This is a genomic window from Planctomicrobium stercoris (assembly GCF_051465655.1).
Taxonomy (GTDB): domain Bacteria; phylum Planctomycetota; class Planctomycetia; order Planctomycetales; family Planctomycetaceae; genus Planctomicrobium.
The window spans coordinates 2,406,487-2,428,175 of record NZ_CP195791.1; the positions used below are offsets into that span (position 1 = coordinate 2,406,487).

The following is a 21,689-nucleotide window of genomic DNA, read 5'->3' on the forward strand; positions in this document are numbered from 1 at the left end:
CTGATGAAGATTCTGCTGGTGAATGATGACGGCATCCACGCACCGGGCCTGCGCGCGATGCATGCTGCCTTGAAAGAACTGGGCGATGTCCATGTCGTGGCTCCGCTGGTGGAGCAAAGCGGTGTGAGCCATCGGATCACCTATCTGCATCCCATCCTGATCAAGGAAATTCAGCACGAGGGGGAACACTACGGCTGGGCCGTGGACGGCAGCCCGGCGGACTGTGTGAAGATGGGAGTCCTCGAACTGTGTCATGGCGAACCGGACCTGATCGTCAGCGGTATCAACTCCGGCGCGAACGTGGGGATCAACGTTCTTTACTCCGGGACCGTGGCGGCTGCGATTGAAGGAGCCTTCTTCGGCATCACGTCCATTGCTGTTTCACTCGCGCAGGGGACCCCTCCCGATTATCAGGCAACCGCCATTCGCGCGCTGCATCTCATTCGACAATTGCTGAAGAATCAGCCGAAGAAGGGGATGCTGTGGAATGTCAATTTTCCGAATACCACGCCTGAAGGTCCCCGCGGCGTGAAACTGGTGTCGATGGAAGTGAATCGCCATGCGGACACCATTGAAAAAAGGATCGATCCCCGCGGCCGACCTTACTACTGGAGCGGACTGGATCCGATGAAGAATCACAAGCTCGCATCCGGGTACGATGTCAACGAACTGCATGAAGGGTTCGCCACGGTGACTCCTCTGCACTTCGACCTGACAGAGAGCAGCGTCCTGAAAGAACTGGCGCCGGTGAACTGGACGTTGTAACGAAGAGATTGACCGGACAGGTTGAGTGATTGAAAATGGATTTTCTTCTGAATCCTCCTGCCAGGAATCCTCTCATGCATACTTCCCTCTTCCGGGTTGTTCTCACGGCGTTCATCGCGATCGGGATGTTCTCGGCAACGGCACTGGCACAGAAGCCGGACAACCCCGCGGACAAAACGCTGCTGGAAATTGAAATCCTGATGCCGGGGGTGGGGGGCGACCCGCTGCTGGCACAGAAATGGCGCGGAGTGTTTGAAGAACTGGGAGAGGCGGTGCGGATCCGGCAGCCGCTTCCCAGCGATGCCCCCAAAATCGAAGAGGTTCCGCGTGGACCATTCCGACTGGTACGACTGGTTGGAGAGATCGATCGGGACGGAAACCTGTCGTTCCCGGGGAAGTCATTCAAGCAGAACCAGTCAGCACTGCTGAAGGAATATCTCGGGGAGTTGAAGACGTATGGTGCACAGGGCTCCCCAACCGGCAAAGCACTGTGGGGATTGACGAAGGCCCAGTTCGAGGCGGTGTTCGATCAACTTCGCGCTCCGGTCGAGAAGCCGGTCAAGGGGCTGACCATCAACGAAGCACTCAAAGTGATCTCACCGGCCCGGATCCTGCCGCTCGCCTATCATTCTTCGACAGAGTCGGTCCGCAAGACCTGGGATGCTGACAAGTTTCAAGGGGAAGTCCAGGGACTCTCCGCCGGGACCGCCGTTGCCTATGTGCTCTCCCAGCAGGGACTCGGATTCCGGCCGTTGAGAACTCCTTCCGGCGAGATCCAGCTGATGATTCATCCGCTGGAACAGGCACCCGATGCCTGGCCGGTCGGTTGGCCGCTCACGGAAACTGTGCCGCGCGATCAGTCGATTCCCGGGCTGTTCAAGAAGGTGGAGACGGGCGTCAACGAGTCCCCGCTGGCTGCTGTCTATGACGCCATTGAAGCTCAGTCCGGGGTGCGGATTCTCGTGGACCGGCTGGCCTGTCTTGCGAAAGAACTTGATCCCGAAACGATTCTCGTCTCGTATCCCCGCAAGAAGACAGCCTGGGCGCTGATCTTGAATTCCGTCACCGTCAATTCCCATATGACGATGAATTACCGTCAGGATGAAGCGGGAACAGGCTTTATTTTCGTGACGCCGTTTGCCCACTACGAGCCGAAGAACCCGACCCAGTTTGAGAAGAAGTAGTCTTCAGTTTTTGAAGTATTCTTCACCGCAAAGGCGCGAGAAATCCCAATACAAAAATGGTTTTTGCGCTCGAATCTTTGGGGCCTTCGCGTCTTCGCGGTGAAACCATCAACCTGAACGGGACCCGACTTTCAGGAGGACCGGTCTTGGTCACTCAAACTTCAGTTCGGCCAGTTCGGCAGGATCTTTGAAGAGCGTCCATCGATCGCTGGGCAGATGCGATAACCGACTGGCAACTTGAGCCGGCGAGATTGAGTGGCCGTCTGCCGAGCAGTCCCGGATCGCCACAAAAGAGATCTGCGGGCCAAAGTCACGGGTCACTTCGCCGTAGAGTTCCGCATCCCTTTCCCCGGAGTCGCCGCACAGGATGAATCTGCGTTGAGGGTACTGTCGGAGAAGGGTCTGGATCGAAGCCAGCTTCGTGCGGAACGAGGTCTCTTTTTTTCGATCGGTCGGCAGGTCCCGCAGCCGCATGTGTCGCAGATGCATGGTTCCGACAGGGAAGCCGTCCTGATCAAGCCAGTCGACCAGCGGGCTGTACAGCGGCCATGGACTGGCGGAAACATAATGAAAGCTGATTCCCCGGGCGGCCCATTGCTGGTACAGGTTCGACATTCCCTGCACGGACCGGAATTCCCGGGTGAAGGTATTAGCCAAAAGTTCTTTCCGGTTTCCGACGTTGGTGACCTTAATGGTGTCGTCGACGTCCGAGATGACCGAAATGCCATCGGGAGAGATGAGTTCAATTTCTCCGGCGAAGAGACGCTGGTCGTCTTCCGGAAGATGCGCACAGAACTGGACGAAGCGGCGTCCATGCACATCCTGCTGGATTGTCGATTCCAGTTCTTTGGCCTGAACGGTGATGGTGGTTTCGAAATGTCCGTTCGGAAGCGTTTCCGGCAGGACGAATGCTCTTTCTGCAATTGCGATGGGAACCGATTTCCCTTTTCGCGTGTCCTGCAGGAACAGGTGGGCGCGATCGAGGAATCTCTGGCGGGTCTCGACAGCCTTTTCGGGCTTCACAACACGTTTGAACAGGTGCAGGAGTGCGCGTTTACGAAAGCGGCCGTTGGACGAGGAGAAGATGCTCCCGCGAATCTGCAGATGCCAGCAGTGCCCGGCCGGGCTGTAATGAGCACAGCCGCGGTAGAACAGGACCATCTCACGCGGCTGGACGGCGCGTGGTGAATCGACTTTCTTTTCCGGGGTAGGGTTTTTGGGCATGGGCTAATCGTCCAGGCGGGGGCGACGCCGGGAATCTTTCACTCCCGAGCGTTGCTGTTTAGATCGCAATCGTCGTTCGACCGCGCCACGGGGAATCCGGGATTTGCGACGCTTTTTTGGCGGACTCGCGACATCCAGGACCATATTCCGCACCTTCTCCAGACAATCCTCCCGATTCTTTTCGCGATCTCGATATCGCTGGCAATCCATTCGCAAGACCCCGGTTTTGGTCATTCGGCCCTTCTCCGACTCCCGCAACCGCGCGAGCACGTCTTCCGGTAACGACTGGCACTCATTCAAGTTCCAGGCCAGCTGCACCTGAGAATTCACTTTGTTGACGTTCTGTCCTCCCGGACCCGAGCTGCGGACGTACGAAAAATGGAACTCCGACATCGGGATGCTCAGGGAATCGGAGACGATCAGATGTGTGGGCCTTTCGTGCGTCATCATTGTTCTTACTCTCGCGGTCTCAATCATCGCCGATTCGCGGAAGTCCTTCAATCCAGTGCCACACCGGAAAAAGGAGACCTTGCCGGAATTTCACACATCGGGCGGCGAACTTCGGCGGGATGAAGCAGGACCGATCCCCGGGCCGACGAGGAGGTTCACAGGTTTCGATCCTGACGGAAGCAGATTTGCCAACGTCAGTCGACCGAACCCTCAAACTTCAAGTGGCTTCCTGATTCAGTGCACCACGCCAGAAGTTGAGGAGTGCGGTCGCCGCGGACTCGATGGAGAACCGCTGGAGAACATCCCTTCTCGCAGCGGCTCCCAGTGCCCGGGCAAGATCGAGTTCGCTCAGCAGTGTCTCCACCCCCGATGCGATGGCATCCGGTCGGGCCGGCGGGACCAGCCAGGCAGATTCACCGTGCTTCAGAATTTCAGGAGTCCCCCCGACATTCGTTGCGACAATGGGAACGCCGCAGGCAGCGGCCTCCAGCAGGACTCGCCCCAGCGGTTCCTGACGTGCCGGGTGAATCAGCAGGTCGATTTCGGTCAACAGAGTGGAGATGTCGTTGCGGAAGCCGAGCCGATGCAGACGGTGCTCCATTCCTGCCTCGCGGAAGGTTTCGGTTAAAGCAGCGTCGAACTCGAGACTCTCGGCCTTGGTCGAATGACGTTCGCCGACCAGTAGAAAATGAAGGTCAGGACAGGTCTCTCGCAGCAGGACTGCCGCAGCTGCCAGATCGTTCTGCCCTTTTCGCAGACAGATCTGGCCGATCGTGGCAGCCAGTCGTATCTGTGGCGGAAGATTGAATTCACGGTGCAGCCAGCCCGTGCGGGCGGCGGGGCGAAACCGGGAACCGTCCACGCCATTGTAAAGGGTGATTAATCTTTCCGGCTGAATCCCCTGCTCGACGTGAGCTGTCCGGGTTGCATGCGAGACCGCTGCGAGGAATCGATGCTGGTTCAGGGCCTGGACAGCTCCGCGAGAGAGTTTCATGATGTCGCGGATGTGGGCCGACGTCGGACGGTTGAGATGCGGGGCGGCCTCCCCCAGCTGCCTGGCCATCGAGAGACTGTTGGCATGCAGCAGTTCGAGGTGGAACGATGCGATGGCATCGTTGCACCAGTTCGCGAATGCGTCGCGGGTTGGTAACTCAGGTGCCAGCTGTGTGCGGATTCCTCTTCTGCCAAGTTCCGTGACCAGCGGGCCCGGCTTCAGGCACAAGGCGACCGGATCGACATATGTGGGGACAAGTTGATCCAGGGCAGCGAGCATGGAAAACTCGCCCCCGTTCAGAGAACCATATTCGAAAATCAGGCCAATTCGCAGAGGAGCAACGGTCTGGTTCACGCTTTCCCGCTCACGAATTCCTTGTGGTCCTGTTCCTCAAAATCCTTCAGCACCTGTTCCAGCCGTTCCTTCACCTCGCGCAGGCGTTCGGGGGTCTGGATTTTGTTCTGGTCCGCTTCCATGACATAGAAGACGTCCAGGACCTGATCGAAGTGAGTGGCGATCTTCGCCATGTCGATTGACAGGTTCAGCTCGTAAAGTGTCCTTGAAACCGTGTACAGCAGACCGGTCCGGTCATGGGCGAAGACGTCGATAATCGTGCGGTTCTCCGAGGAATCGTTATCGATCTTCACACGCTGAGGGAGATTGGACACGGTTTTGTTCTGGCGGTCGCTGCCGAATCGACGCTTCTTCTTGAACAGCGATTCCACCTGCACTTTGGACTGCAGGACATCGCGGAAGGTTTCGGCAATTTCGCGGAATCGGCTTTCAGGAGGCCGGTCGCTGAAATCGGGATCGACGACCCAGTAGCTGTCGACGACCACACCTTCGGCGGTGGTGTTAATGTCGGCCGAAAGAATCTCCATGTGATGAGCCGCCAGGACGCCGCACATCTTGTGAAAGCAACCGGTCGTCGCCAGCGGATTCTTGGTGATGATCCGGTATTCGGTTGTCTGGGTCTCCTCCGACCAGCTGGGGAGGACTTCGATGGCCGTTGGTGAAAGCTGGTCGATCACGCGCAGGTCGTCCGCGATCCGCTGGGCCGGAGTCGTGGTCAGATAGTACGCTGAGAATCCCTGCAGCTGGCTTTCGACCCAGGTTCGGGTTTCCGCACTGGGTATCGAGTCCTGAAGAATATCAGCGACGGAATCTTTCACCGCCCGGATCCGCTCCGCTTCGTGGAACGAATAACGCTTGCCGCTGAGCATCACCAGACAGCGGTCGAACAGCTCGGCGAGCAGACCCGCTTTCCACTGTGTCCACGTCCCCGGTCCGACGGCAGTCACGTCGGCGGCGGTCAGCACATACAGCATCCGCAGTGTTTCGGGCGATCCGATTTCCCTGCTGAAGCTGAGGATCAGGGCGGCATCGGTGATGTCGCGACGCCAGGCGAGGTCGGCCATCTCGAGGTGTTTGCGGATCAGCAGCGCCAGTTGCTCCGTCTGGTATTCCGGCAGGAATAATCTCGTCCCAATCCGGAGGGCAATCTCTTCGCCTACCAGACAGTGATCCCGTTTGAACCCCTTCCCCAGATCGTGCATCAGAACAGCCAGATGCAGCAGTTCCTTGTGTCGAACAGTGCGGTACGCAGCCCCCACGGGACCGTCATCGTGCTCGAAGGAGACAACAGTCTCCACCGCCCGCAACGAATGTTCGTCGACGGTGAAGTGATGGTATTGATTGAACTGCAGCAGATTTCTGACGTGCGTGACATCGGGAATCACGATGTCGAGGACGCCGGTGTTAAACATGCTCCGCAGGATGGGCGGCAGTGTCCGCGTGCAGCGGAAGATGTCCATGAAAAGTCGGGCCGACTCCTGGGAGACCGTCTTTTCCAGCTTCGGGACAGCTTCCTTGATCGCTTCGGTGACTTTCGGTGCCAGTGGAACTCCATACAGAGCTGCCGACTTGAACATCTTCAGCATCGATTCCAGATTCTGGCAGACCTGCGGCAGATGACGGTCCGCGACGGTGATCTGATCCGTCCCGACATACAGAATTCCTTCCGCACGATGCCCGACCACGATGTCTCGTGCCCGCTCCAGCATCGACCGGGGACGCTGTAACGAAGCGAACCGATGAGTGATGGTCGCCAGTGCGGAGCTGTGCTGAAAATAGTCCTGCATGAACCGTTCGACGGGCCGCTGCTCGGCGGTTTCGACGTACCCCCGTTCAGCTGCGATGCGCAGTTGCTCATCCCGCGTCAAACGGTCCTGAGCCTTCCCGGCCGAGAAATGCAGGTCGATGCGGAGTCGTGTGAGAAACTCCCAGGTATCTTTCAACTGGCTGGCATCTGTTTTATTCAACGCCCCCTGCAGCCGAAGTGAATCGATGTCTTTGATGCCGTATCGGGCGTAGCCGATCCAGCGAATGAGATGCAGATCGCGCAGCCCGCCGGAGCTCGACTTCACATCCGGTTCGAGCTCCTGAGCCGGTGGACCATCGACCGACCAGCCTTCGGCACGGGCCTTCATGCAGTCTTCGATGAACTGCCGACGCCGGGCATTGATCACTTTGGACCGGAACTGCTGCACCAGACGTTCGCAGAGTTTTTCGTTTCCCCAGAGAAATCTCGCTTCGACCAGTGCGGTGGCAATCTGAGGGTCTTTGCGGGCGAGCGAAATGCACGTGGGGATGTCCCGGATCGAGTGCCCCAGTTGAATTCCCGAATCCCAGCAGATCTGCACAAACTTCTGCGCAAACTCGTCGAAGTCGTGAGCCTGATCGGTCTGGTGTAGAAACAGCAGGTCGATGTCGGAATAGGGAGCCAGTTCCCCCCGACCGGTCCCGCCAACGGCGACAATCGTTCCCTGGCTCCGAACCGCCTCGCGTCGATCTCCAAACCCATCCAGTGTTTCTTCCACCAGCGTGAGCAGAACCTGATCGGTACCGTCGCAGATGGCCGAAGCGATCTGAATGCCCGGGGTGCCCGATTGAAACAGGACCTGAGCACGCTGCCGCACAGCGGCCAGCAGGGCTTTGCGGCGGGTGATGTCTTGCAGTGGAGTCGGTTTTGTCGCAGTCATGGGGCGCAAAAAGGATTTCGTTCAAATGAAAGCAAGGCACTCGAGTTTATCGGGTCAGGTCCCCGTTGGCGAAGTGGGAATCCCGATTTCTCGGCTGATTGCAGTCATTTCAGCGGCTCGATACATCGGACCGGTCGGCTGCACCGCAGCGTGGACTATCAAGAGAGCGGGATTTCAGGGAGAATCCACGTTGAGAAAACATTGCACTTCCGTGAACACATGGATTTCTTCAGGGATGTTGGGGATGCCGCTGCCGCTGATGTATCGAATTCGCCAGACGTTCGGAGGACCGACCCTCACAAACGTCGAGGAAGCCACTCGAAATGCACTGGCCAGTCTTCCTCTCCAGGGGCGGGTGGCTCCCGGGGAGTCGGTCGCAATTACTGTCGGCAGCCGGGGAATCGCGAACATCCCGCAGATCACGCGGGAAGTCGTTTCCCATCTCCGATCGCTGGGGGCGAAACCATTTATCGTGACCTCCATGGGGAGTCACGGAGGAGCGACCGCGGAAGGACAGGTGGACGTCCTGCGCAGGCTGGGGGTCACCGAAGAGTCGGTCGGCGCGGAAATCAGATCGACCATGGAGACGGTCGTGGTCGCCCAGACGCCGCAGGGAATTCCGGTGCACTTCGACCGGATCGCGTTCGAAGCGGATCATGTGATCGTCATGGGGCGGGTGAAGCCGCATACGATCTTCTCCGGAGAAATCGAATCCGGTCTCCACAAGATGATGCTGATCGGACTGGGGAATCACACCGGAGCGACAATTTACCATCAGGCGATTGCCAATCACTCCTTCGGAACGATCGTGCAATCGGTCGCCAAAGAGGTCCTTGCCAAATGCCGTGTGCTCGCGGGAGTGGGGATCGTCGAAAATGCGTATGACGAGACAGCCTACATCGAAGCTGTCCTGCCAGACGACTTCTACACGCGCGAAGTGGAAATGCTGAAACTTGCCCAGGGGTGGATGCCCCGATTGCCGTTCTCGCACTGCGACCTGTTGATCGTCGACCGCATGGGAAAAAACATCAGCGGTTCAGGCATGGATACCAATGTCATCGGCCGGAAGTACAACGATCACGCTTCAACTCCCGGGGAGTGGGCAAACTGCAAGCGGATCTTCGTTCGCAGCCTGACGCCGGAGACTTATGGAAATGCACTGGGAATCGGGCTCGCGGAATTCACTACGCAGAGAGCTGTCGATCAGATCGACCGGGAATATACCCGGATCAACTGTGTCACCTCCTCGCACGTCACTGCCGGGATGATTCCCCTGGTCTACCCCGATGATCGCTCAGCGATTCAGGATGCCTTGAAGACTGTGGGGCTGACGCCACCTGAAAACGCCCGGGTGATCCAGATTTCCGACACCCTCCATCTTGCCGAGGCCGTGGTGAGCGACGCCTACATGCAGAGTGGAGAAATCGCTGCCCATGAAGTGCTCTCCGGCCCAGCCCCAATGGAATTCGATGCGGCCGGAATGCTGACCGACGTGGCCGGGTGAACACCGGTTTGTCTCGGGTTCGGAGGATTCACCACGTAGACGCGGAGGCACGGAGGGGGTTTGAAGAGCCGAGAACTGGACGGTCTGGGCGGATGGAATTCACGTTATAGCCGTGTGATATCCAGTTCCCGTCGATTTGATGATTTTCATCTCAAGCCCAGACAGCTTTGAGAATGAAGCAGCAAACGGCATTCGTTTAATTCGCCAGATTCGCGGTTGAAAAAAACTCTCCGTGGTGAATTTCACTTCTCTCTGCAGGTCACCGCCCCTCGCCGAACGCGCAGCGGGAACAACACATTGACCTGTTTGCAGATTTTGCACTATACCCCCCGGCGATTCCGGCACTTCCGCCGAAATGGTGTTGTTGCAAAAATCCTCCTATCCGTGTCCACAGCATGCCTAAACAACGATTGACCGTTGTGCAGATGATTCCCAACCTCGAGTCGGGGGGGGTCGAGCGCGGCACGGTGGAATTGAATGAAGAACTGGTCCGGCAGGGGCACCGCTCCATCGTCATTTCGGGCGGCGGCAGGCTGGTTGAAGAGATCACGCGAGCCGGCGGCGAGCATATTCAGTGGAAAATCGGCGTCAAATCGCCTTCAGTTCTGAAATACATCTGGCCATTGCAGTCGCTGCTCAAGCGGGAAAAGGTCGATGTTCTGCACCTGGCATCCCGAATTCCCGCGTGGGTCGGTTGGCTGGCGTGGAAAGGAATGTGGGGTCGGAACCGGCCTCGACTGGTGACCAGCGCGCATGCTCTGTATCGCGTGAACCGGTTCAGCGCCATCATGGCGTCCGGGGAACGGGTGATCGCCATCTCCGAGACGGTCGGAAACTATCTGAGACAGAATTATCCCAGGCTCGATCACGATGTGATCCGCATTGTGCCACGGGGAATCGATCCGGAGGAATTTCCTCGCGGCTATCAACCTTCGAGTGAATGGCTCGATGCGTGGTACAGCAGCTATCCGCATCTCATGGGCAAGCCCGTGATCTCGCTCGTCGGACGCATGACCCGCCTGAAGGGGCATCACGATCTGGTCGAGATTGTCGAAAAACTGAAGCCGAGTGTTCCGGACATACAGGCCCTGATCGTGGGAGGAGTCGACCCACGACGTGAAGAATATGCCGCCGAATTGCGAGAACTGGTGCGGGTCAAAGGACTTGAGGGGAATGTCACGTTCACCGGACATCGTCGCGACATTCGCGAGATTTATGCCGTTTCAAATGTGATTCTCTCCCTCACCTCGGACCCGCCTGAAGGCTTCGGACGGACCACCGTGGAAGCATTGAACATGGGGACCCCCGTCGTGGGATACGACCACGGCGGAACCGGTGAAATCCTGCACAAGGTCTTTCCCCCAGGAGTTGTTCCTCCCGGAAACACGACAGCAGCTGCGGAGGCGATTCATCAGATTCTGACCCGCGGAGCACAGATCCCTGAGGATCACCCCTATATGAAAGAGCGGATGCTCGCGCAGACACTGGATGTGTATCGCGAAGTGGCTGCGTAAGGATCAACTTGTCTGGCTGCACGCTACGGGGTGCGGTCAAACAATCCGAAGACAATTGATAACGGACTGCTAAGACATTTTTCGAACTTGAGTTCAGTGATCTGCAGGCGATGACGTGGAGTTTCATGCGGAAATACGCCTGAATCGCCTGCATTCGGTCGAGCGAACTGCTCGAGGCCCGGTCGGATCATTCAGGAGTACAGGCAGATGAGTTGGGAAGGAACCCTGCAGCGTCGACACGTTTTCATGCCAATGCCTTTTGGCAATCTCGTGAAGATCAGCCGCCAAGATCCAACGATCGGTTTTTTCTGGTGCCTGATCGGCCTGCACGTGGTGCTGTGGACGATGCTCGTCAGCGCCACACAGCCCAACCTTCCGGCTGAAACCCTGGAGATGCTCTCTTCCGGGCGGAACTTTGCGTGGGGCTATGCCACCCAGCCTCCGCTGGGAGTCTGGATCGCGTCGACGGTCAGCAGCCTCTCGGGGACCTCGAACTGGCCGGTGTACATGCTGGCCCAGATTTGCGGTGCGGTCAGCGTCTGGTCCGCATGGAAACTGGGACGGAAGTTCCTGCACCCCTGGACCGCGTTATGTGCGGCATTTGTCCTGCTGGGCGGCTACTCGTGTACGATCGCTGCCTCGGCTTTCTCCGGGGATCAGCTGGCGGGAGCTTTCTGGTCGCTGAGCATTTACGCGTTTCACTGCGCTCTGACTCACGAACGCCGTCGGTACTGGGCGTTGACGGGACTCTGCCTGGCGCTGGGCTTCCTCAGCAGCTATGGGACCCTGATTCTGCTACTGACCATGTTCGTCTTCACGCTGGTGGATGACCGGGCCCGGCGCTGCTGGGATTCCTCATGGCCGTTCCTGGCGGGGATGGCGATGCTGGCGTTTTTGATGCCGCACTTTCTGTGGCTCACTCGGCATCAGTTCCTCACCGTGCAGGCAGGCATCGAACGTCCGGTCTCTTTCGCCCATCACCTCGTGCAGCCGCTCTCGTATCTGGGGACGCAGCTGCTGTGTGTGATTCCCGTCGTCATTCTGCTGACTCCTCTGGTGGCGTGGTTCAGTTTCGAAGAACCGGCCAAGAGTGAGGAAGATGACCGTGAATTTGCCCGTCGATATCTGCTGTGGATGACCTGTCTTCCTCCGGCAATCATCTTCTGTCTCTCGCTGATGGCGGGGCCCAGCTCAGCTTTGTTCGCCGGGGTGACGAACTGGAGTTACCTGGGGGTTGTCGTCCTGATGTGGGGACACCTGAGCGAGACCCGCCTCTCCTGGCGACGCTCGATCATCAGGATTGGTGCTGCCGTCGGACTGTTTGCGACTGCCCTGATTGCCTTGAACATCATGCTGCCGCAGATCCAGCGTCAGGGAGCGACGACACAGTTCCCCGGAGCGGAACTGTCCCGGCAGATCGAAACGTTGTGGGCGCAGTTTGGATACAAAGGGAAATCACCGGTGGTTGCTGGCCCAGCTCAACTGGTGCGGAATGCAGCCTGGTACAGCCATGATCCCGCGACCAAGAGTTACGCCGACCTGGATCCTGCAAAGAACCCTGAAGTCAACGACCAGACCCTCATTCGCGATGGCGGGGTGATTGTCTGGAATCTGGATGGAGATAATGTTCCGACCTCCGCGGACCTCCAATCCCGGTTCGGACAGGTGAGCGTCGTCAACCCGGTCGATCTGAAGTGGAAGACGGATGCGAATCTCCCTGCGGTCCGTGTCGGCATGGCGGTCGTTCACCCGGCCTCGGCCCAGGTTCCCAGCACGATCCCTGGTGCAACACCCGCTTCGACCATCCCGACCCCAGCCCCCTTCGTGACTCCGGACGGAACTGTCCTGCAGCCGAATCCTGCTCCCACGGGCATCAGCACAACCGTTCCCGCAGAGTCTCCATCGGTCATGACATTTCCCGCACGGTCCTCGACGTCATCGAACGTTCCGAGCACGACGTCGGCACCGGTCAGCACCATTCAGGAACCGCAACCGACAAACAGCACGCTCCCACCAAACTACCCGGCAGCGAACTTCTCCATGCCCTCCCCTCAGCCGACACCGACGTCCGCCTCTCCGCGGACTGATCTGGGAACAGCGCTGGAAGCGTGGGCGCTCCCGGGGAACGGGAAGCCGTCCAATGTTGCAACCCCCGTCCCGGCCGCGACTCCATTCCCTGCGGTTGATCCTCAGCCGACGCCACGTTCTGAGTTCACCGAGCAGTAGGAAAGGTTCAGAACCGATCCTGTCTGTGGAACAGGCATTTCTGCCTGTTCGAATTGAAGGTGATCGCTCAAGTTTCGGCAGACAGGAATTTCTGCTTCATCCGTCTGTGCAGATTCGACGATCCAGCAGGGACCGGTGAGGGGGAGAAATTTCCCTCACGCCCCGGCCTTAGGGACTTCGATCTCGTGGACTTCCATCAGTTTGTCGAGCCCTGTGATCGAAAGCACCTCGCGGACGTCCGACGAGGGATTATAGAGATGGACGGACACGGAGTTGTTGCGAAGTGACGCCAGCAGGCCGAGCAGGCCGCTGGGGAGCAGCCGCACCCCGGTGAGGTCGAACGCGACGACGCTGCAGTTTTCGCGACGGATCAATTCGACGAGTTCATCCCGGCAGGCAGCGACGTTGACATCCATCAGGACGTCACGCCCTCCGAATCCGACCACCGTTGTGGGACCTGTCTGATAGACTTCCAGGATCGGCTCAAGGTCTGCTGCCATCGCACGTGCTTTCAGATTCCGGAATCAGGCCAACGGCTCGCGGTGACGTCACCATCGATTGCCTTCTCGCCATCTGCTTGGCAGCCCCACTTATATCCGGCGAAAAGTGTGATGGGAAGAGAGACAACTTGAATGCGGTGGCTGGGATGGAGATTCCTGGCCGGGGTTGTGCCATTGGGGGAAATCTCGCACTCGGAGCCGAATCTCGCACTCGGAGAGTGCGAGGTACTGTACGCCGCACTCTCCGAGTGCGGCAAATGTTTGGCGGTGCTCGTGCACGCCAACGCCCGATGTGAGTTTTGATTCAACTGATCGAGTTCGGCAGCGTGCTTCCTGCGTGGAGTGAATCTTGATTTACTTGATTCAGAAAGATTTGGGGGGGCAATGAAGACGGGGGAAATCTCGCACTCGGAGAGTGCGAGATACATTGGAGAGTGCGGCAAAAATGAAGCGTGTTTAACTGCCCACTTCAAGTAGGCAGCTAAACACGCCAACGATTTTTCTGATCTTTGCTTCTTCCGAGTCACTTCGACTCGGGAGTCTTCAGGTACTTCGGTTCCAGTTTTCCGCAGCTCCACAGCAGGCCGCGGGTAACCAGATCGAGATACCGCGGATCGCCGACGGTCTGGTTGTTGTGACCCAGCGTCGTGGCGAACACTTTGGTGCCGTCGTTGTAATTGTTGGTCCAGATGACCGTGCAGGTCACATCCGAAGTTTCACCATCATTGCCCTTGATTTCCTGTGTCCCGCCAGCGAGGGCCTTGGCAGTATCCAGCAGTTTGCCGGCGCTGTTGTTATAGAGTTCTTCATTGACCGTCACCCAGTTCTCCATGCCAGCGGTGATCGGGTTGCCTTCGTCGGTGAACTCGATGGCGATGGGAACCTGGGGGCCGTGGCCGGTTGTCTGGAGCCCGGTAAATTCGAACCACGGAGTGATGTCCGGATGACCCGCACTCCGGTACGAGTGCATTCCGCAGTGCAGCACCACTCCGGGGAGCCCCTGACGGTGCGGTTCAAGAATGCGGTCGATCAATTCCAGATCGGTCACGTCTGAAGTGCATTCATCGTGAATGATCACATCGTAGCCTTCCGCCCAGTTTGGCTTTTCATAGATCGGGTTCAACTGCTTCGTGGTGGAATCCGGGTTGTAGGAAATGTCGACTTCCACATGTGCTCGAGCGGAGATTCCCTTGGAAAGCAGGTCCTTCTGTGTCGCATAGTCGTGGCAGCAGCCTCCCAGCACCAGCAACGCGCGGATCGGTTTGACTTCAGGATCAGCGGCAAATGCAGCGTTCGATCCAGACAGGAGGAATGCGGACAGAACGAGAAGATGCAGGTTTCTCACGGCGGGCACGAACATACGGGGATCCTTCTCTCTTATTCCATTTCACAAGCTGCGGAACCGGTCCGGAGCAATCCTCCGGAGGAGGGCTTTTCTCAACCTCAAGCAGCTTAACACGTTTCAAGAAGGTGCGTCCACGCTTCGGGGCCTTTCCTGATCGTCCGAGTTTTTCAGGCTTTCGCAAAAGGGGATTGCCTGGTTTTGAATTTTCCCGGTATTCTTTTCGAGGAAATTTCCCCTCAATTTTGCATCGTCATCATGCTGCGACGACAGATCGTTTGCGGACTTCTGCTCTCTCTGACGGCAACCCTCGACCTTGGGCTGCCGACATGGATCAATACGCCTGTGGTTCCAAGTTGTCTGCTGCTGTTGTTTGTGTCTCTCTGTCAAACACTGAGGGGCGGCGAACTTGTTTTTTGGAGCGGAATGATCGGGCTGGTTCAGGATTTCGTTCTGGGTGAAGCCCCGGGCGTCGGCATCATGACTCTGTCGACGCTCGCCCTGATTGTCGCGTGCCGACAGCGGGCGCATTCTGCTGATACTTCGCTGGTGGATCGGCTCCTCAGCGGGCTGGGGCTGCTCATTGCGTTGGCACTGGTGAGGGGAATACGGGTCGGTCTTGCCCATCCCGGGCAGCCGTTCAACGTCATTGCGTCCGCACTGGTCATCCGCGCAGCAGCGACCTACCTGCTCTTTGTGGCAATCACTCTGTTGGTGACTGGAGTCCGCTGTCTGGGCCGCAGGAGTTACCGACTCGAAAGTTCCTGTGTCTGAAGCAGATTTGCTTGCCCGTCTGTCGACGACTGAGACGCGACGTCGCAGGAAAGTCCCTATGATCGCCTGCGGATTGCGGAAGACAAACTGGAAAGAGGCCCTCAGGCGGGACGGTTGTGCGTAATCAGCCATTCTCACAAATCGACACAGACGACAGCGACTCGAGCGGGGTTCAGGATGATCCCCGTCGGCGGCCGTGGATTCTGGCAGGGATGCTGGCTGGAGTCCTCTGCCTAATCGGAGCGCGGGTTGCCTATGTGCAGACGGCCATCTCGAATCGCTATATCGCCCCCTGGGAGCAGCTGACGGCCGAAGAAGAAGAGATCCCCAGTCGTGACGGACGCATCGTTTCCCGGGATGGCGTTGTTCTCGCCCAGGATGAGAGTCGATACGACATCACCATCGATTACCGCTGGCTGCAGACCCCTCCACACCCGCGATGGTTAAGGCAACAGGTGTCACAGCAACTCGATTCAAAACAGCGTCGAGACCCGGCTCTGCGGGCGGAGATGGAAGAGAAGATTCTTCAGCAGCGGAAAGACCTGATGGAGAGTCTGGCCCTGGTCACGCATGTCGATGAAGCCCTGCTGACCGATCGTATGGCCGCGATCCAGAAGCGGATTGAGACCATGCTGGCGGCAGTCGAACGGAAGCGGGTCACCCGTAAAGCCGAGCGGCAGCAGAACAACATTGACTGGTCGGATGGCATGACCGGGATCTGGAAAGTGCTGGTGCGCGAACTGACGATGTCGCCGGAGCGGTATGAAGACGATCCGATTATTCTGAAGGAAGAACTGCAGGATCACCTCATTCTCAAGGATGTCCCCCTGGAAGTGGCCGCTGCCATTCAGTCGCAGCCAGTCCGCTTTCCCGGGGTTCATGTGCGATCGACCTCGACCCGTGCCTATCCGTTTGGCGATCTGGCAGCACATCTGATCGGGGTTCGAAAGTCCAAGTCTTCGGAGACAGCTTCCAAGGCTGTGGAGAACCGCGTGGGAGAGAGCGGGGTCGAGCGATTTCACACCGGGCGCCTGGAAGGGACTTCGGGCCTCATTGAGCATCAGAAGAATGTGCAGGGAGAGCGGGTCGAGTCTCATGAAGTTCGAGCCCCGCGTGACGGAGAGGACGTCACTCTGACGATCGATTCCCGTTTGCAGCGCATCGCGGAAGAGTTGCTGGACACTGCTTTGACGGTGGAGAACTCGGACGAGCGTGGCTGGGACGCCATTCCCGAGGGGGCGGCACTGGTTGCCATGGACCTGTGGACGGGAGACCTGCTGACGCTCGCCTGCAGCCCCCGCCCTTCCCTGACGGTCCTCGCACGTCCGACCGCCAGCGAATGGGAGGAATTGCAGAAGGACCCCCGTCATCCACTCTTCCCCCGCACGACGCAGATGGCGCTCCCCCCCGGAAAACTCTTTCAGGTGGTGGTGGCTGCCGCCGCACTCGAAGAAGGGGTGACGACGCCCGATCAGGCACTGGACTGCCGGGGCTATCTCGACCGTCCGGAAGAATATCGATGCACGATTTATCGGCATCATGGCATCGGTCATGGAGCGGTTCAGGTCGGCGATGCCTTCTGTCAGTCCTGTGACGTTTACTTTTATGAAATGGCCCGCAGGCTGGGGCGTGACCCGATTTGTGATTGGGCTGGGCGATTCGGGCTCGGAAAGGTGACAGGCCTGGACCTTCCGGGAGAGAAGCCGGGAACGATTCCCCATGCCGGAACCGACGACCGCAAATGGTCCCCCGCTGCCACTCTGCAGCTGGCAACCGGTCAGGGGACGGTGCTGGTCACTCCGCTGCAGATGGCGCGGATGATGGCGGCGATTGCGAATGGGGGGTATCTAGTCACTCCGCGTGTGACGATGCCTGAAGTGGAAGAGTCTTCGCAGCAGGTTGCCGGGGTGCAGAAAATTCCCGGTCTGAGCGAACCGACCCTGCGGGAGATTCGCCGGAGTCTGGAGCGGGTCGTGGAAGACTCACGTGGGCCGGGGAGGTCGGCCCGGATTGAGATGATGACGCTGGCAGGCCACTCCGCGACTGCCGATGCTGGAGTGAAACCACCCCATTCATGGTTCGCTGGGTACGCTCCTGCGGATCATCCGAAGGTGGCGTTTGCTGTGGTGCTGGAACACGGAGGGGCGGAAAGCGATGCCGGTCCGATCGTTCAGGAGTTTGTCACTGAACTGCTGGGCTATGGCTATCTCCGTCCGTCGTTCTCTGATGCCGTCCCCGCGGAATGACTGACGCTTGCGTGGGTTTAGATCCCGGCGAAGATCAAATTTCAATTCCTGCTGACGATGGACCGTGTCGACTTGAGGTGGTTTCACAACCGGGAGGGCGAGGCTCCTGCCGAGCCGCTATGGATTTGACGGGTGATCTTTGATGCGGCTGCGCAGGAGCGTCGCCCTCCCGAAGCCATTGACTGATCAGTGACGAAACCACTTCTTGTCAGCTGCGTGGGGATGCCGCACTCGGAGAGTGCGGCGTACATTGTTGGCGCTCGGAGAGTGGAGCGTACGTAACTTGCCCTCTCCGGGGGCACCCAATGTCCCTGTCACTCTCCGAGGGCGAGACCCCACTTCCGGCACGACCAGAACAGAAATTCACTCCTGCCTTAAAAGTGATCAAGTTATTGCGTGAGACTGGCATTCATTTGCCTGCATTGTTATCAATCCGGTTCGGGAACACCCCACTTACAGACTTTGTTGGACGTCTAAGAGGAGAAGGCAATGTCGTTTCATGTTGGAGAAGCGTTGGTTGGCGAAGGAAATGAAGTCGCGCACATCGATCTGCTGATCGGCGATAAGAGCGGCCCGGTGGGAATCGCCTTCGCAAACGCGCTGGCAACCCAGTCCGCCGGTCACAGCAATCTCCTCGCAGTCCTCGAGCCGAATCTGGCAGTCAAGCCCGCCACCGTGATGATCACCAAAGTGACCATTAAAGGTGCCAAGCAGGCCGTTCAGATGTTCGGCCCAGCTCAGAAAGCTGTCGCCGACGCTGTGGGTGACTGCCTCGAAGCAGGGACCATTCCCAAGGATCAGGCAGACAAGCTGTGCATCGTCTGCGGCGTCTTCATTCACTGGGAAGCTGCTGACGACAAGAAGATTTACCAGTACAACTACGAAGCGACCAAGCTGTCGATCGAACGTGCCATGAAGGACGAGCCCAGCGGCGCCGAAGTCCTCGCGAAGAAGGGGGCTTCCCAGCACCCGTTCTTCAACAAGGGCTGATCCCGTCTTCGAACGTCTTTGAAATCCGGGAGGGCGAGGTTTCTGTCAGGCCGCATCTGACTTGTGTGACATTTCTTGCGGCTTTACAGGAACACCGCCCTCCCGTTTTCGATAAGTCGTTGATAAAGTCAGAAGATGTAGCGAGTAATGACTTAATCTCTTTGACCGGGCGGGTCGAGGCGAAGGTATGAAGCGGATCCTGATTCAGCTGGATACGGATGCACTGGCATCCACATTCGATCGCGTTGTCGCCATTGATGCCGGAGTGGAGGAACTCTTCAGCTATGGCGGAGTGACCCCCGAAAACGTTGTCCCGCTCGTGCATGGTGCAATCTTCACCCGGGGACCGAAGGATCTGGCGAACACAGCGATCTTCGTCGGCGGCAGCGACGTTCAGGCTGCCGAAAAAGTCTTCGAAAAGATCAAGCACACATTCTTTGGTCCGATGCGGGTTTCGGTCATGCTGGACGCCAGTGGATCGGACACGACCGCCGCTGCCGCTGTGCGAAGCGCGTCGCATCACATGACTTTGAAAGGGGCGGAAGCTCTCGTCCTGGGTGGGACCGGCCCCGTCGGTCAGCGGACGTCTGAGATACTGGCCTCGCAGGGGGCTATCGTCCGTCTCGCATCACGCACGCTGCAACGAGCCGAAGCCGCTTCCGCAGCCATCCGCTCGCGGGTCGAAGGGGCCAAGATCACCCCCTGTGACTGTTCGGATGACGGCCTCGCCGCTGCGGTGGATGGAGTCTCTCTGATCATCTCCGCAGGAGCTGCCGGAGTGCAGTTCCTCAAAGCGGATGAATGGCAGGGAATCGACACACTCAAAGTGGCCATCGACCTGAATGCGGTTCCTCCGCTGGGGCTGGAAGGAATTGAAGTCAATGACAAAGGGGTCGATCACAGCGGAATCATCTGCTACGGAGCCCTGGGCGTGGGGGGATTGAAGATGAAGATTCATCGCGCAGCAATTTCAAAACTCTTTGCTACCAATGATCAGGTCTTCGATACCAAAGCCATCTACGCCATGAGCCAGGAATCCGAGTAAGCAGACATCGTTCCTCACTCCGTACTGAAACGCCGGTTGAATCGCCATGTCCGAACTGAACTTCGCGCCTGTCTGTCCCCCGTTACGCACTCTCATGGGGCCCGGACCCAGTGATGTCTCTCCGCAGGTGCTTGCGGCTCTGGGAGCTGCCACGGTCGGCCATCTGGATCCGTACTTCCTGCGGATCATGGACGAAACGCAGCAGATGCTGCGGGAAGTCTTTTCTACGAAAAACAAGCTGACGCTGGCGATCAGCGGGACCGGAAGCGCCGGGATGGAAACCTGCGTGGTCAATCTCATCGAGCCGGGTGACCGGATGCTGGTCGGTGTGAACGGCGTCTTCGGCGGGCGGATGGCCGATGTCGCAGGTCGCGCCGGAGCCGAGGTTCGGAAGCTCGAACGGCCATTCGGAGAAGTCTTTTCTCCGGCAGAAGTCGCAGCCGCAGTCAAAGAGTTTCGTCCGAAGGTCGTGGGAATTGTCCATGCCGAGACCTCGACCGGTGCCCTGCAGCCGCTCGAAGAAATTTCACGGATTGTCCATGACGCCGGAGCACTGCTGCTGGTGGACTGTGTGACGTCACTGGGGGGAGTCCCTGTCGAAATCGACAAATGGGAAATCGACGCTGCTTATTCCGGGACGCAGAAGTGCCTGAGCTGTCCTCCAGGGCTCTCGCCGGTCACGTTCAGCGACCGCGCGGTTCAAGCCATGGATGCCCGTAAGACCAAGGTGGCCAGCTGGTACCTGGATGTGTCGATGGTCCGCAACTACTGGAGCAACCAGTCACGGGCTTATCACCACACTGCTCCCATCAACATGAATTACGCGCTGCATCAGGCGCTTCGGGAGATTCTCGCTGAGGGGCTGGAAAACCGCTTCCAGCGGCATCGCCGAAACCATCTTGCCTTGCGAGCAGGAGTGGAAGCACTGGGACTGAAGTACGCCGTGGAGGAGTCCATCCGTCTGCCGATGCTCAATGCGATCGTGATTCCGGAAGGGGTCGATGATAAGTCGGTGCGCGGGCAATTGCTGAACGATTTTGGCATTGAGATCGGCGGAGGCCTCGGCCCCATGGCAGGCAAGACCTGGCGGGTGGGACTGATGGGGGTCGCCAGCAATCCCCGGAACGTGCTCCTGTTTCTGGGAGCCCTCGAAGCGTGCCTTGCGAAACAGGGATACACCTTCACCCCCGGCAGCGGCGTCGCAGCGGCCAACGCTGAATACGCATCCGCGTCGCGGTAGAGTCAGTCGTCCGTGGATAATCACAACGGACGTTTAGCTGCACACTTCAAGTGTGCAGCTAAACGTGATTCGCAGTATTTCTCAGAATCTGAACGTGCCATAACACGTCATCCCGGACATGGATCCGTCTGCGGGTGCCGTTCGGTCCTGTTGCGCCGCGTTTACCGCCTGGGAGAGCTGTTTCACCTGTCGTTCTCGTCAGGGAAAAAACAAATCCTTGCATCGTCACAGATTCCCCCGGAAGATCGTCCCTGTTCGGATTGTGGACGACTCGAGGGAATGCGTTGACGTTTCCCCGGGGCCGTGGACTCTTCATCCGGATCGAAGCTTGTCCAGTCGAATCTTCCGGTGTGCGGGCGCTCACCTGTTTCTCGAATACGGCACAAGGAGCTGAAATATGGCTGCGGTTCTCATTATCGCGTTGATGGCGCAAAGAAATTCCGGGAACACCCCCCAGTATTCATCCCGCCCGGGGATCACCCAGAACGCCAACGGTCGGAGCGTCAACTCCCGCCGGTTCTTCCGCGTTCGCAACGCCAACCGTGGATTCGGCAGCCGTTTCCGTCGGTATTAAGATCGCGAAGATCCCGCTTGTTCTGTTGTTATAGTTCACCACGGAGTCACCGAGGCACGGAGAATCAGGGATTTCG

At 58.3% G+C, this 21,689-nt stretch carries 17 protein-coding genes; 11 read left to right on the forward strand and 6 right to left on the reverse strand.

The window, feature by feature from the left end; all coding sequences use genetic code 11:
- Window positions 1–3 precede the first annotated feature (3 nt).
- Both surE and SH661x_RS10085 read left to right on the forward strand, forming a co-directional pair.
- A complete protein-coding gene (surE, locus tag SH661x_RS10080) occupies window positions 4–765 on the forward strand; it encodes a 5'/3'-nucleotidase SurE (RefSeq protein ID WP_437230535.1) in 762 nt (253 codons plus the stop codon).
- Between the two features lie 74 nt (window positions 766–839).
- On the forward strand, window positions 840–1,949 hold the full coding sequence (locus SH661x_RS10085) for a hypothetical protein (RefSeq protein ID WP_437230537.1): 1,110 nt from the start codon (window positions 840–842) through the stop codon (window positions 1,947–1,949).
- Between the two features lie 150 nt (window positions 1,950–2,099).
- Here SH661x_RS10085 and SH661x_RS10090 read toward each other — a convergent pair whose 3' ends face one another.
- From SH661x_RS10090 to glnD, 4 genes are all read right to left on the reverse strand, one after another.
- On the reverse strand, window positions 2,100–3,173 hold the full coding sequence (locus tag SH661x_RS10090) for a phosphatidate phosphatase App1 family protein (RefSeq protein ID WP_437230539.1): 1,074 nt from the start codon (window positions 3,171–3,173) through the stop codon (window positions 2,100–2,102).
- Between the two features lie 3 nt (window positions 3,174–3,176).
- Window positions 3,177–3,623: an alternative ribosome rescue aminoacyl-tRNA hydrolase ArfB gene (gene arfB, locus SH661x_RS10095; RefSeq protein ID WP_437230541.1), complete on the reverse strand. Its 447-nt coding sequence runs from the start codon at window positions 3,621–3,623 to the stop codon at window positions 3,177–3,179.
- Between the two features lie 217 nt (window positions 3,624–3,840).
- Window positions 3,841–4,971, reverse strand: a complete 1,131-nt coding sequence (locus SH661x_RS10100) for a glycosyltransferase family 4 protein (protein ID WP_437230543.1) — start codon at window positions 4,969–4,971, stop codon at window positions 3,841–3,843.
- A complete protein-coding gene (gene glnD, locus SH661x_RS10105; RefSeq protein WP_437230545.1) occupies window positions 4,968–7,658 on the reverse strand; it encodes a [protein-PII] uridylyltransferase in 2,691 nt (896 codons plus the stop codon). The genes SH661x_RS10100 and glnD overlap by 4 nt, the downstream gene beginning before the upstream one ends.
- 235 nt (window positions 7,659–7,893) lie before the next feature.
- Here glnD and SH661x_RS10110 point away from each other — a divergent pair, with 235 nt between their 5' ends.
- The 3 genes from SH661x_RS10110 (at window position 7,894) to SH661x_RS10120 (ending at window position 12,902) form a co-directional block, all read left to right on the forward strand.
- Window positions 7,894–9,162, forward strand: a complete 1,269-nt coding sequence (locus SH661x_RS10110) for a lactate racemase domain-containing protein (protein ID WP_437230547.1) — start codon at window positions 7,894–7,896, stop codon at window positions 9,160–9,162.
- 395 nt (window positions 9,163–9,557) lie between these two features.
- Window positions 9,558–10,676 carry a glycosyltransferase family 4 protein gene (locus SH661x_RS10115; protein WP_437230549.1) on the forward strand — a complete coding sequence of 373 codons (1,119 nt, stop codon included), beginning with the start codon at window positions 9,558–9,560 and terminating at the stop codon, window positions 10,674–10,676.
- Between the two features lie 207 nt (window positions 10,677–10,883).
- Window positions 10,884–12,902 (forward strand): glycosyltransferase family 39 protein, encoded by a 2,019-nt coding sequence (locus tag SH661x_RS10120; protein ID WP_437230551.1) that lies wholly within the window; start codon window positions 10,884–10,886, stop codon window positions 12,900–12,902.
- 155 nt (window positions 12,903–13,057) lie between these two features.
- On the opposite strand, the gene SH661x_RS10125 is transcribed toward SH661x_RS10120, so the two are convergent.
- Together SH661x_RS10125 and SH661x_RS10130 are read right to left on the reverse strand one after the other, a co-directional pair.
- Window positions 13,058–13,402, reverse strand: coding sequence for an STAS domain-containing protein (locus SH661x_RS10125; RefSeq protein WP_437230553.1), 345 nt, complete (start codon window positions 13,400–13,402; stop codon window positions 13,058–13,060).
- A 523-nt stretch (window positions 13,403–13,925) separates the two neighbouring features.
- Window positions 13,926–14,762, reverse strand: coding sequence for a ThuA domain-containing protein (locus SH661x_RS10130; protein ID WP_437230555.1), 837 nt, complete (start codon window positions 14,760–14,762; stop codon window positions 13,926–13,928).
- Window positions 14,763–15,002: 240 nt separating this feature from the next.
- On the opposite strand from SH661x_RS10130, the gene mreD reads away from it, so the two are divergent.
- The 6 genes from mreD (at window position 15,003) to SH661x_RS10160 (ending at window position 21,613) form a co-directional block, all read left to right on the forward strand.
- A complete protein-coding gene (gene mreD, locus SH661x_RS10135) occupies window positions 15,003–15,518 on the forward strand; it encodes a rod shape-determining protein MreD (protein WP_437230557.1) in 516 nt (171 codons plus the stop codon).
- Between the two features lie 116 nt (window positions 15,519–15,634).
- Window positions 15,635–17,764, forward strand: coding sequence for a peptidoglycan D,D-transpeptidase FtsI family protein (locus SH661x_RS10140; protein ID WP_437230559.1), 2,130 nt, complete (start codon window positions 15,635–15,637; stop codon window positions 17,762–17,764).
- A 489-nt stretch (window positions 17,765–18,253) separates the two neighbouring features.
- Complete coding sequence (fae, locus tag SH661x_RS10145) at window positions 18,254–18,754, forward strand: formaldehyde-activating enzyme (protein WP_437230561.1); 501 nt, start codon at window positions 18,254–18,256, stop codon at window positions 18,752–18,754.
- A 187-nt stretch (window positions 18,755–18,941) separates the two neighbouring features.
- The gene (locus tag SH661x_RS10150; protein ID WP_437230563.1) at window positions 18,942–19,799 is read left to right on the forward strand and encodes an NADP-dependent methylenetetrahydromethanopterin/methylenetetrahydrofolate dehydrogenase; all 858 of its coding nucleotides are present in this window, start codon (window positions 18,942–18,944) and stop codon (window positions 19,797–19,799) included.
- 46 nt (window positions 19,800–19,845) lie between these two features.
- A complete protein-coding gene (locus SH661x_RS10155; protein WP_437230565.1) occupies window positions 19,846–21,039 on the forward strand; it encodes a pyridoxal-phosphate-dependent aminotransferase family protein in 1,194 nt (397 codons plus the stop codon).
- A gap of 397 nt (window positions 21,040–21,436) precedes the next feature.
- On the forward strand, window positions 21,437–21,613 hold the full coding sequence (locus SH661x_RS10160) for a hypothetical protein (protein WP_437230567.1): 177 nt from the start codon (window positions 21,437–21,439) through the stop codon (window positions 21,611–21,613).
- Window positions 21,614–21,689: the final 76 nt, after the last annotated feature.